The organism is Achromobacter sp. Root83 (assembly GCF_001428845.1).
In the GTDB taxonomy this organism is placed as follows: Bacteria; Pseudomonadota; Gammaproteobacteria; order Burkholderiales; family Burkholderiaceae_B; genus Achromobacter.
Window position 1 is genome coordinate 64132 of sequence record NZ_LMIU01000026.1, and the last position, 11209, is coordinate 75340.

General features: G+C 57.8%; 13 protein-coding genes and 1 tRNA gene. 8 read left to right on the plus strand and 6 right to left on the minus strand.

Features of this window, described 5'->3' with window-relative positions; genetic code table 11:
- The 8 genes from ASE30_RS25680 to ASE30_RS25715 all read left to right on the plus strand — a co-directional run bounded on the left by ASE30_RS25680 (nucleotide 1) and on the right by ASE30_RS25715 (nucleotide 6671).
- A complete protein-coding gene (locus ASE30_RS25680) occupies nucleotides 1-1287 on the plus strand; it encodes an NAD(P)/FAD-dependent oxidoreductase (RefSeq protein WP_082601737.1) in 1287 nt (428 codons plus the stop codon).
- 133 nt (nucleotides 1288-1420) lie between these two features.
- Entirely contained in the window at nucleotides 1421-2269 is an 849-nt protein-coding gene (locus ASE30_RS25685) for an HlyD family secretion protein (protein ID WP_057287112.1), read from the plus strand.
- Nucleotides 2269-3843: a DHA2 family efflux MFS transporter permease subunit gene (locus ASE30_RS25690; RefSeq protein ID WP_057287113.1), complete on the plus strand. Its 1575-nt coding sequence runs from the start codon at nucleotides 2269-2271 to the stop codon at nucleotides 3841-3843. The genes ASE30_RS25685 and ASE30_RS25690 overlap by 1 nt, the downstream gene beginning before the upstream one ends.
- Before the next feature lie 371 nt (nucleotides 3844-4214).
- Nucleotides 4215-4424, plus strand: coding sequence for a DUF2892 domain-containing protein (locus ASE30_RS25695; protein ID WP_057287114.1), 210 nt, complete (start codon nucleotides 4215-4217; stop codon nucleotides 4422-4424).
- A gap of 2 nt (nucleotides 4425-4426) precedes the next feature.
- A complete protein-coding gene (locus ASE30_RS25700; protein ID WP_057287115.1) occupies nucleotides 4427-4963 on the plus strand; it encodes an RNA polymerase sigma factor in 537 nt (178 codons plus the stop codon).
- A 50-nt stretch (nucleotides 4964-5013) separates the two neighbouring features.
- A complete protein-coding gene (locus ASE30_RS25705; protein WP_057287116.1) occupies nucleotides 5014-5256 on the plus strand; it encodes a hypothetical protein in 243 nt (80 codons plus the stop codon).
- Between the two features lie 226 nt (nucleotides 5257-5482).
- Complete coding sequence (locus tag ASE30_RS28710) at nucleotides 5483-6202, plus strand: 4'-phosphopantetheinyl transferase superfamily protein (RefSeq protein WP_162259939.1); 720 nt, start codon at nucleotides 5483-5485, stop codon at nucleotides 6200-6202.
- 393 nt (nucleotides 6203-6595) lie between these two features.
- Nucleotides 6596-6671: transfer RNA gene (locus ASE30_RS25715), tRNA-Lys, on the plus strand.
- A 24-nt stretch (nucleotides 6672-6695) separates the two neighbouring features.
- Here ASE30_RS25715 and ASE30_RS25720 read toward each other — a convergent pair.
- The 6 genes from ASE30_RS25720 to ASE30_RS29100 all read right to left on the minus strand — a co-directional run bounded on the left by ASE30_RS25720 (nucleotide 6696) and on the right by ASE30_RS29100 (nucleotide 11077).
- Complete coding sequence (locus tag ASE30_RS25720; RefSeq protein ID WP_235515351.1) at nucleotides 6696-7640, minus strand: site-specific integrase; 945 nt, start codon at nucleotides 7638-7640, stop codon at nucleotides 6696-6698.
- Complete coding sequence (locus ASE30_RS29680; protein ID WP_227741350.1) at nucleotides 7637-7996, minus strand: hypothetical protein; 360 nt, start codon at nucleotides 7994-7996, stop codon at nucleotides 7637-7639. Before ASE30_RS29680 ends, ASE30_RS25720 begins: the two co-directional genes overlap by 4 nt.
- Before the next feature lie 113 nt (nucleotides 7997-8109).
- A complete protein-coding gene (locus ASE30_RS25725; protein ID WP_057287119.1) occupies nucleotides 8110-9387 on the minus strand; it encodes a DUF1173 family protein in 1278 nt (425 codons plus the stop codon).
- The gene (locus ASE30_RS29090) at nucleotides 9384-9530 is read right to left on the minus strand and encodes a hypothetical protein (protein WP_156407768.1); all 147 of its coding nucleotides are present in this window, start codon (nucleotides 9528-9530) and stop codon (nucleotides 9384-9386) included. Before ASE30_RS29090 ends, ASE30_RS25725 begins: the two co-directional genes overlap by 4 nt.
- 468 nt (nucleotides 9531-9998) lie before the next feature.
- Complete coding sequence (locus ASE30_RS29095; RefSeq protein WP_156407769.1) at nucleotides 9999-10280, minus strand: hypothetical protein; 282 nt, start codon at nucleotides 10278-10280, stop codon at nucleotides 9999-10001.
- A 275-nt stretch (nucleotides 10281-10555) separates the two neighbouring features.
- A complete protein-coding gene (locus ASE30_RS29100; RefSeq protein ID WP_156407770.1) occupies nucleotides 10556-11077 on the minus strand; it encodes a helix-turn-helix transcriptional regulator in 522 nt (173 codons plus the stop codon).
- Between the last annotated feature and the right edge of the window lie 132 nt (nucleotides 11078-11209).

The following is an 11209-nucleotide window of genomic DNA, read 5'->3' on the forward strand; positions in this document are numbered from 1 at the left end:
ATGGTACAAAAAATTGATACCGTTATCATCGGCGGCGGCCAGGCCGGGTTGGCCACCAGCTACCATCTGCGACGGCAAGGTCGGCCACATATAGTGTTGGAGCAAACAGGCCAACCAGCGCCTGCCTGGCAGCACGGGCGCTGGGACTCGTTCACTTTGGTCACTCCAAACTTGTCGCTCCGCTTGCCCGGAGCCGAGTATTGCGGCGATCAACCGTACGGCTTCATGGCCCGCGATCAATTGGTGGCGTTGTTCCGCCATTACGTCGAGCGTTTCCAGTTGCCTTTGCGATACAACACCAAAGTCGAGGCCGTAGAGTGCCGAGCTGACGGCGACGGCTTTGAGGTGCGCTGTGATAGCGCCCACTTCGAGGCCGAAAATGTGGTAGTTGCCACAGGTCTATTTCAGCAACCGCGGTATCCGACGTGCTCCTCCCGACTTCCGGCGCGCATCACACAGCTACATTCCGGGCTCTATCGCAATCCGGCCACGCTAGCCGCTGGCGCGGTGCTGGTGGTCGGTAGTTCACAATCTGGTTGCCAGATTGCAGAGGAATTGCGGCGCCACGGACGGCCTGTGTACTTGTGCGTAGGCGCAGCCGGGCGGGCGCCGCGACGCTATAGAGGCAAGGACTGTTCCGAGTGGTTGGACCTGCTCGGTTTGTCGGAACGTACGGTCGACATGCTCGCTTCCCCTCGTTTGAAGTTCGCCGCCAATCCACATATCGCCGGTAAAGACGACGGTAAGAGTCTCAACCTGCATCAATTCGCCCGCGACGGAATCACGCTGGTCGGCCGCCTGCTAGATGTGCGGAATGGAATTGCGCAGCTGGCGCCAGACCTTCACCAGAATCTGGAGCTGGCTGATCGTTTCGAAAGCGCATTCGTTCAGCAAATCGACCATTACGTCGCCCAACATAAGCTCGACGTGCCGCCCGAAAATCTGCCTCAGCTGGACGAAGGCTACCGGCAGCCGCAGACCACGGAGCTTGACTTGGAGAAGCTCGGAATCACGACAGTGATTTGGGCCACCGGCTATCGCTACGACTTCAGCTTGGTTAAGCCCCCTGTCTTCGACCGCGACGGGTATCCAGTGCAGCGGCGTGGCGTCACGGCTCAGCCGGGCTTGTACTTTGTCGGCTTGCCGTGGCTGCACAACCAAAAATCCGGGTTATTGAGCGGCGTGGGTGACGACGCCGCTTTTATCGCCACCGCGATCGCCGCGCGTGCTACCGGATGCTCGACGGGTCGGGGTCACGTTGTTGCGAGTTATTCGACCTCAGACTAGGAGTCACATGATGGCAGAAGTATCTCAATCAAACCCACCAACCCATTCCGCGCCCCCGGGCGCCTCTAAAGTTGGTCCTGCTCCCTTTGTGGCGGCGTCCGGCGGCGCCGAAACGCCGCCTCGGCGTGGCCGTATGATCCTGCTCATGGTGCTATTTTTGGCCACCTGTATCGGAGGCCGGATGTGGTGGCGGAGCGAGAATTTTGAAGAAACCGACAATGCCTATCTAGCCGCCAGTATCAGCACGATAGCGCCGCGCATTGTCGGTACGGTGTCCAAGGTATGGGTGCGCAATAACCAGCAGGTACAGGCCGGCGACGTGCTGCTCGAACTCGATCCGACCGACCAGCAAGTGCGGCGTGCGCAAGTCGAGGCTCAGTTGAATCAGCTTGACGCCCAGCTCCAACAGGCGGCGCAGATCGAACAGGGGCACGGAATGAGCGCGTCATCCAGTGCGTCACGCGCGGTGTTGCAAGCGCAAAAAGCAGTCGTGGTTGAGCAACTTCGGGAAGCGAAATTGCAGCTCGATTACAACAAAATCGTGGCACCAGTTAGTGGCCGCATTGGCCGCAGGAACGTCGAGGTCGGCGAGCGGGTACAGGCGGGTCAACAGTTGTTTGCCATCGTGCAGGACGGCGTATGGGTCCGGGCCAATTTCAAGGAAACTCAACTGGCCCGGCTTTCTGCCGGACAACAGGTTGGAATCCAGATCGACGCCTTGCCCGGTCGCAAATTTAGCGGGCGAATCGAGAGTTTTTCGCCGGCCTCAGGCGCAGAGTTTGCATTGCTGCCGGCTGATAACGCGACCGGAAATTTCACTAAAATTGTCCAAAGGGTGCCGGCTACGATCACGTTCGATGCAGATGAATTGAAGGGTGTGGCGGATCATATCGCACCCGGCATGTCGGCCGTGATCGAGATCGATTTGCGGCAGGAGAAGCCGGCGCCTGTTGCGGGGCGCTTCGTGCCAGCGGTCGAATAATGGGGGCCACTGGCAACTTGCTGGCGGGCGCCCCAGCTTCCGACGCGCTTCCACTGCGCACCTGGATCGGCATCTTCGCGGCCATCCTGGGTGTGTTCTTGTCCATATTGGATATCCAGATCACCAACGCCTCACTGCCCGAAATCTTGGGTAGCCTGTCGGCCACTCAAGAAGAGGGGTCTTGGATGTCGACTGCCTATCTGGCGGCCGAGGTGACGGTAATCCCGCTGACAGCGTACTTTATTCGCTTGTTCGGGATTCGTTCATACATGATAGGCAATAGCCTGCTGTTCCTATTGTTCTCCACCCTATGCGGCTTTGCGTGGAATCTGCCAAGCATGATCGTGTTCCGAATGCTGCAGGGCGTCGCCGGCGGCGCGTTGGTTCCTTCCGCGATGACGTTGCTCCTGACGCGACTGCCGGCCAGCAGACGCGGGGCCGGCTTAGCTTGGTTAATGCTATCAACCACTCTGGCACCAACGCTGGGCCCTACGCTTGGCGGCTGGCTTACCGGATTATATGGTTGGCCATCAATCTTCTTCATCAATTGGGTGCCGGGCGTCTTGATGTTGGCTGGTCTGGCCTATGGTCTCAAGTATGAGCCGCCCAACCTGCAACTGCTGCGCCAAGCGGATTGGCCCAGCATCGGAGCGATGGTGATAGGCCTGGTGTCGCTGATCATCTTCTTGGAAGAGGGCAACGCGCGGGACTGGTTTGCCTCTGACTTAGTGCGATTGGCTAGCGTACTGGCGCTGCTGGGCCTTGGTTACTGGATCATCCGAATGTTGTTCCAACCGCAGCCTTACATCAACTTGCGGCTCTACGGCCGCCGCAACTTCGGCTTCTCCTCTGTCGTCGGCGCCGCCGCCGGCATGGGCCTCTATGGCTCAACCTTTATTCTCCCTCTGTTCCTGGCACAGATTGCTGGCTACAACCCGATGCAGATCGGCGAGGTGATTATGTGGATGGGTTTGCCGCAGATCTTCATGATGCCGGTCGCGGCCAAACTATCCAAGCAGTTCGACAACCGGGCGGTTTGCAGTTTAGGTCTTGTCTTATTCGCTATCTCATGTTTCCTGAATTCAGGCATGGATGCCAATACCTCGCGTGATCAGTTGATTTATTCGCAGGTGTTCCGCGCGCTGGGCCAGCCGCTGATCGTACTGACACTATCCAACTTCGCTACCTACCGCATGGAACAGGTCAACCTGCCGTCGGCCTCCAGCCTGTTCAATATGTCGCGCATCCTGGGCGGCGCGGTCGGAACCGCCCTCCTGGCCACGGTGTTGACCATACGGGAGCAATACCATTCAGCACGCCTTGGCGAAGCCGTGTCGGTGTTCGCCAAGGCTTCCCAGGGACGGCTGGCACAACTGGCTGACGCCTATCTGGCGCAGGGCAGCACTCCCCTGCGAGCGTCGCAGCAGGCAGTCGCCGCCATTGCCGACGTGGTTCGACGCGAAGCCTATGTGGCGGCCTACAACGACTGTTTCTTCCTGCTCGCGTGGATATTGCTGGGCGCCATTGTCGCCCTTTGGGTGGTCGACCGGGTGGTGCCCGAAAGCGGTAAATAGTCTCCCAAGATGACCGCCGCGTCGTAAAGGGCGTCACCAAGCGCAAGGTTTCGGACTTAGCCGCCAATGTGCCGGTGTGCGAGCGATGTGTCCATCGCGACACATAGTAGCTGGCGGTCGAGAGGTGCCGATGTAGAACTGCGGCACTATCTTGGAAACTGAGCTGGACCTGGGGCGAGCACTACGTGGCAGCAGGAAGGGCGAAAAACAATCCTGGACGCCTTTTTCGTACCTGGCCGCCCCCAATCGGATGGGTCCCTGCTCTAGACGTCAGAGGAGTTACAAATTTCGCGGAGATCTTTGAATCCTTTGCGGCGCCGGCCGCCTCTTATCCCATAGGAACTTTGTCCTTCAACCCTAAGAGAGGTTATATGTTTTTTCAGAAGAATCTTCCCCCGTGGGAGCGCGCCCTTCGCCTGTGCATCGGTCTGGTCATAATAGTTGCCGCCTTCAACATGTCGATGGAGCCAGCCATGAAATGGGTGGCGGTGGCCGCTGGCGTTGTGTTTGCATGCACCGGCTTCATCGGTTTCTGCCCGATGTGCGCAATGCTGGGCCGAAAGATAAAACGCTCTGACTGATCATGGGACTCGATGCTCAGTTGGTGGAAGCTGCCTATCAAGGCGACGCCCATGCGCTCAACCAGTTGCTCATTACGATGCAGCCGGATCTCAAGCGCTTCGCCCGTCGCACTTGCGCGACCAGTGAAGATGCTGAGGACGCGGTTCAGGTCGCGCTATGGAAACTGCACACCAAGATCCACACGCTGCACAAGCTGTCGGCACTGGCTGCTTGGATGTTTCGGATCGTCGAGCGCGAGTGCTTTCGACTGTTTTCGCTCTTTAAAAGGACCGTTCCGATATCGGAATCGCTTGAGGAAACCCTACAGCAAGCCCCGGTGCCGCTTCAACTACGTCATGACCTTGTCGCGGCGATTGTTGCGTTGCCGACGCATTACAGGGAGATTCTGATCTTGCGAGATATCGAAGAACTGTCTGCGCCGGAGGCTGCGGCGCAACTGCATATCTCGGTCGCCGCAGTCAAAAGCCGCTTGCACCGCGCCCGCGCGCTCATGCGCGACCAACTGATGGCTGGCAGCTATTGGGCCGGTGACGAATGATATCGGCAAGGATGGCATTCATCCGAACTCCTTTATAGATGAGGAAAGCTATGTTCTGCAGTCGTTCTATTGGTGCTCACTTGCTGAAAGGCCTCGGCGCTCTTTCTCTGATTGGCTTGGCGCTGTATTTGATTTCGTATCATCCGGAGTTTGTTCTTGTTACGCCTGTGCTCGTGCTCGGTGCATTTATACTGTTCCGGGGTTGCCCGATGTGTTGGATGGTGGGGCTGTTCGAAACTATTCGTAACGGTAAAATTCGCAATCTGGATGCGAAGATTTCGGCTGACGAGTGAATGAAGCCGCCGGGGAGATAAACGTCCTGGCTCAGGCGCGTGTGATGCGCTCGAGTATCGTTGTGGTTTGGCGACTCACTTGGTCTGAACGGCAACCCGTGCGCTTATGCGGTACCTAGGACGTATCCAGGCCGCGCAAAATAATTTTATGGCTCTGATGAATTTCATATGCTTGCCTCCTAACCAGATTCATCTCTGGTTTTGTCATTACGGCGAATCCGGGAGCATGGCGTTGGATGATTTATATCGGTCTCTTCTGACACGCGAAGAACTGTTACTGCACGAACGGTTTCGCTTTGCGCGAGACCGGCATCGCTACCTTGTCACCCGCGTGCTGGTGAGATGGGTTTTGTCTCGTTATACACAGGTGCCAGCTTCGGCTTGGCAATTCGCTGCCGACCAGTTTGGGCGACCTCGCATCGACGGTCCTATGCTTGATGAAGTTCGTGGCCTGGATTTCAATGTGAGCCATACCAAGGGACTCATCGTGTTGGGTGTCGGTCGCGACATCAAGTTTGGCGTCGATGTCGAAAACACGAGCGGCTCGGCGGCGCTCGATATCGTCGATCATGCATTCTCGTCAGAAGAAGCATGTAGCTTGCGATCGCTGTCGGCGGACAAGCAGGAGCAGCGTTTTTTTGAAATATGGACGCTGAAAGAGAGTTTGGTGAAAGCTTGTGGCCTTGGGCTGCAGATGGATTTCGGAAGATTCAGCTTCGATCTGGATGGCGATGATATCAATCTCGTGTTTGCCGACAACGCCGCAACGCTCGGGCGGAATTGGCTTTTCTGGCAGTTTCAACCGTCGATGGACTACGTTGTAGCGGTTTGCGCTGCACCTAGTGGGGCCAGTACACAGATCATTTGTCGCGAGGCGTTGCCGCTCCGATGGGAGCGCGATTTTGATATCTCCCCAGCTCGCGCCACTATCGCATTGCGCAGGTAGCCCTGCCTCGTTTGCGGAGCCATTCAAGGTCGCGCGACGCAGCGCGGCCAAGGACGAGGTGACGTAGACTGACCGCTCCGGGCTCGACCCGGAACGGGCGTGGAAGTCCAGCGTATATGGTGGGTCTTGGGGGAATGCGGGGGCTTCGTACCTGCCGCAGGCGTTATCCAAGGCCTACATCCAGAGGTTAGGCTTGGTCTCGATCTGCGATGCAGTGGATCGCGTCAGCATACCCACTGAACCGCCGTATGCGGAACCACGCGTACAGTGGTGTTGGAGGGCTGAGGGGGTAACCTCTGAACCTACCCGATAACTGCGGACAGCCAAGAGGTTGGCGGCCACTCCATTTTTTGACAAAAGCTATGAAATCCGCCATAATTTCTGGCTTCGGTCGGGTTGTTAGCTCAGTCGGTAGAGCAGCGGACTTTTAATCCGTTGGTCGCGAGTTCGAGTCTCGCACAACCCACCACCAAAGCCCTGCAGTATCAAGAACTTACGCCGCTTCTACAAGTGGCGTTTTTTCTTTGCGTTCTGACTTTGACCAAAATTCGACCGTGGCTGAATGGTGAGCGAGGTGAGACGGGGCGAGATGGGCATATCGCTGCACCATGTCCAGTGTCTCCCAACCGCCCAGGTCCTTCAGGACCATGAGTGGCGTGCCAGCCTGTACATGCCAACTGGCCCAGGTGTGCCGTAGGTCGTGAAAGTGAAAATCGTCGATGCCAACGTCGGCGCAGGCGCGTCGAAGACAGCGCGCATCGACCTGACCGATCTTGCGGACGACGCCGTCGCGCGACGGCCTCTCGAAGACGTACTTCTTCGCCTTGGGAATCCGACGTTGCAGGACTGCAAGGGCATCCGCGTTGAGCGGCACAGAACGTGCGTAGCCGGACTTCGCCTCTTCTGCGATGACCCAGGCATTAGAGCGCGGCATGTCGACGTTGCTCGGCTTGAGCGAGAGCAGTTCATCCTCGCGCATGCCGGTGGCAACTGCGACCAGGCTCACGTCGCGCATCCATTCGAGCGTCATGGCGCTAATCAACCGGCCGATGACGTCCTTTGGTTCCCAGCGCACTCGATTGTCGGGCTCGACGAACTCAGCGAACTTGGGACACTTGTCGATCCAATCCCACTCCTCGCATAGCTTGAGCATTCGGCGCATCGTTGCAAGATAACGATTCTTCGTAGCTGCGCTGACTGGAGTGGGTTTGCGATGACGGTGCGTCGTGTGAGTGGGCAGCTTGTCCGCAATCTCGTCGAATTTTAAAGAGCGAATGGCGCGTCCAGAGAACTGCGTGCGCCAGTAGGCAATGTGCCGGACCTTGCTGTCGTAGTCTCGCAGGCCGTCCCACAGTCGAAGGCACCGTACAGCGGCTTCTTCGAACAAGCGGTCGGGTTGCTCACCGAGCTTGGCTTGGCGCCACAAATCAGCCTTCAACTTGTCGTGATATTCCTGCGCGGCTTGCCTGTCCGATGTTCCAGAAGAGCATCTAACTCGCGGGAGGCCTGGGACGCGGATATCAACTTGCCAGATACCTGAGGTTTCATCTTTGCGGATGGGCATGGTGCTTCTCCCAAGACCCGCAGCGATAGCTGGGTGACATTGTTCTTCTTTTCCGAGAATGCAGCAAGGCGCGAAGGCCAGATCCGCCAGGCGCCACGCGCCCTAAGCTGAAATCCAAGTTCCTTGCGATAGCTGAAGATTGTGCTGTAGGAAACATTGAGGCGTTCAGCGGCTTCATGCAGCGTGAGCGCCTTTTCATCCGTGGTCTGCACGGAAAGTGCATTGAGCATCGTGAACACCTCAAATTGGATGCATTCCCGAGGGGTCGACTCATCCGCCCGCGCCTGTCGGAAGCAGTTCATGCAGAACCATGGCGGCAATGGTGGCACCTCACGGGGAGGATCTAGGCGGTTTTGGGCGGCAATTCGGGCACTGGGTCACCGATCGCGGCATTCCACGACCACCAGCCTCCGGCACCGAATGTTTCGTCATAGTGCGCAGCTTTCTCCTTTTTGCGCGACAAGTAATCCGTGCCGGACATGCCCCAAACTTCAAGGGGGATCGGCTCAGGCAGGTCGCGCAGCCAAAAGTCGGGAAAGACCGCGTCTTCGCCTGCGTCGAATCGCAGGGGCTTTTCAAATCGGCGCTTCTCCGCAACGAGCTTCTCAGCGATCAGAACTTCATACCCCGAATTGACCGGGATGCAGTCACGCGTGATCTGCATGAGCGCGATGTCCACGACCTGCGCTCGCATGTTGCCCGCCGAGGATTTCGGCGGATCTGTTTGCGCAACCGCGATGATCGGGTTGCCAGCGCGCCAAGCGTCAATCTCGCGACCGAAGCGGCGCTCTAGGGCTGCCCAGATGCCGTCGTCCAGGGTCATGAACGGTATGCCGTGAAAACCAGCGATAGGCAGGCTTTCACTGCCCTCCATTCCATCCTGATGCTGGGCGAGCGGCGCAACAATGACCAGGCGGCGGCGCTGTGTAATCGCTTCCAGACTCTTAGCCTTGTTGTGTCCTGCCTGCTGACCCGAGCTGGACGGCGTTGCAATAACGAGGTTTTGCGACAGTCGCACGCGGCCAGCATAGGTCGATGTCGCAATGCGCATCAGGTGGTGGTGAACAACGCCGAGATTGCGCTTGCCCTCCATGCCAGGAGTCCACGTGTTCAGGCCGGCTTGCGTCCAGAGGAAATGAAGCAGGCCGAGCAGTGTCATGCTTGCTTGGCCAGACCGGGGTCGAGGAGTGGCGACCTTCGTCTTGGCCGGCCCGGCATCCTCACTTTCATCGGGCGCGACAGCCGCACGCTGCTGCAGTCCAACCTTGAGCTTGATCTTCACCGCGCCGTCATCCAGCTCCTGCACCACACCGCGGCGATAGGAGCCAAGGCCAGACATGCTGGGGTCGACGCCGTAGTAGATGCAGTCTTCGCTATGCTCGGCACCCGTCTCTGGAAAGCGGGCGAGATGGAACCTGTCGGAGTTGGCCCTGCTGTGGATTGACAGGCGCTTGTCGCCGGCACCAGGGCACGTGCAGCGCACGTCCGCCTTTCCATGAGCCATCAGCAGTACGCGCTTCCAGCCGTCCTTGTATTCGTCCTGTGTTTGAAACTCAGGGGAGTAAGGGCGTTTATTGGGACCGAGCGTTATTTCCACCGGGTGAACCTTGCGGTCCATCATTTGCCTCCCAAGGTGGCACAAAGCGTTGTGCTCACGAATTGCTGTTTTGCGCAGACGTCTTTGACATCGGAATAGATGAGGTAGAGCGCGTAGCCCGCCGCGAAGATCAACGCGGCGACCGTCCAGACGAAAAATTGCTTCATCAAGATTCCATGTGCGAGATGGCGGATGCGGAGGGAACATGCAAACGCGAGCGCGTCGCCAAGATGCAGAGGTCGACGTAAGGTCGGGTCGTCCTCCCTCCTGCAAGTGATGGCACGTCGTTTAGCCGGCAAACGGCAGAAGGCGTATCGGCCTTGCTAACGACCTAGAGTGGGCACATCCGAATCGGAGCGCTCAGCCGGGAGGCGTTTAGCTGCTAAACACTTCCTGTCGACTGCTGAACGCCGATTCGGATGCCGCCAGCGAGTTACCACGACGCTGGCGGAATCCTGCCGACTTGCACGGCGCAGGCCAGTTGTTGTCCCGGCCAGGTATTCGCCCCGCCGTTACTCGCCACGGAGGGCATGCAAATAATGCTTAGGCGCTCGGTCTCGGCATGGGGCGACTTGGTCGCCACCTGTACCTTGAGCGGTGTCAGGGCTCTTGAGCCTCTCTCGACACCTCCGAGATCAATGTGCGTTGGTTCTTTTCACCGGCGGGTACCCTGTTTTTGTTTTTTGCTCTGCCCCGGTAGGCCAGCGGACTTCACGGGTCACCAATAGGCGCATCGACTTTTGCTGCTTCTTTTCGTCCCTGGGGCTTTCCATACTCGCAGCCGTCTCCCCTCCAAGCACTGCCCAATGACAGCGCGGGACAAACTTCACTTTCAAATTTTTAAAGAACGCGTCACGGCATTGCCCTTTGCAAGAGATCCCCTTGAAGGGATCGAAATTACAAAGTGCAAATTTCATGACCAAATGCCAATTTAGCCATAACTAGCGTTCATGTCAATAGCCAAGGCTAGCAAAGAAGAGGCTGCTAGCTTTGTCTGCCTGTCTAATCGGTATCTTGGAGCTGCTCTATTAGCTCGCCTAGCATGATGTAGCTAGCGGTAATGAGGGTGAGCAGCGTCTTCTTCGGCGCATTCACCGTGTAGCGAAAGTCGCCACTGCGCGTGATGTCCACTCGCGCATGGGCCTGCACATCGGCCTTCGTTTCGTATAGAGCGCACGTATGGCGCTCGCATTTAGCGCGAGTTGCTCGTGCGCGCAGCGCGCCTCCGGACGGAACCAGTTTGAGAGTCGAGTACGTCAATTTTTGAATCCTTTGTTACATTGTGACGTAGCCGTGTCTGGGCATCCTTCAGCTTCGAACCTAGTTCTGTCAACGGCGCGGCCGTCGATTTATTAATAGGATCGCCCGGAATCGTCTGTGCGGCGTGCGTTTCGACCAAAAAGGCGACATAGCTTTCCGCCTGCTCACGCACCGGTTGAGGAAGGTTGTCCCACTGCTCCGATGTAACGGCACGGAAAGGCCAGGCGCCTTCAGTCAATCGCTCCATAGGTCCGACTCCCGCGCCCAGCCATGCCTCCGAAACGTTGAGGAGGCGGGATACGTTGACGAGGTTCGCGCCACGGAGGTTCTTTGTCCGGCCGCCCACCCAATTGGCGACGGAGGAGCTCTTAGCTCCCGTCGCACGCGCCAAGTCCGCCTGGGACTTGCCTGAGGCCTTCAGTGCGGCTTGCATTCGTTCGGAGAGTGTCTTCATGGCTCCACGCTAGCCGGAGCTACGAAAGCCATGGCTGGGAACCTGTCGAACATTTCTTGTGCGAACAGCTAGCTATGGCTATCATTCGCGCATGACTACAGAACTGCATCCCGACTCGCACAAAATCGATCT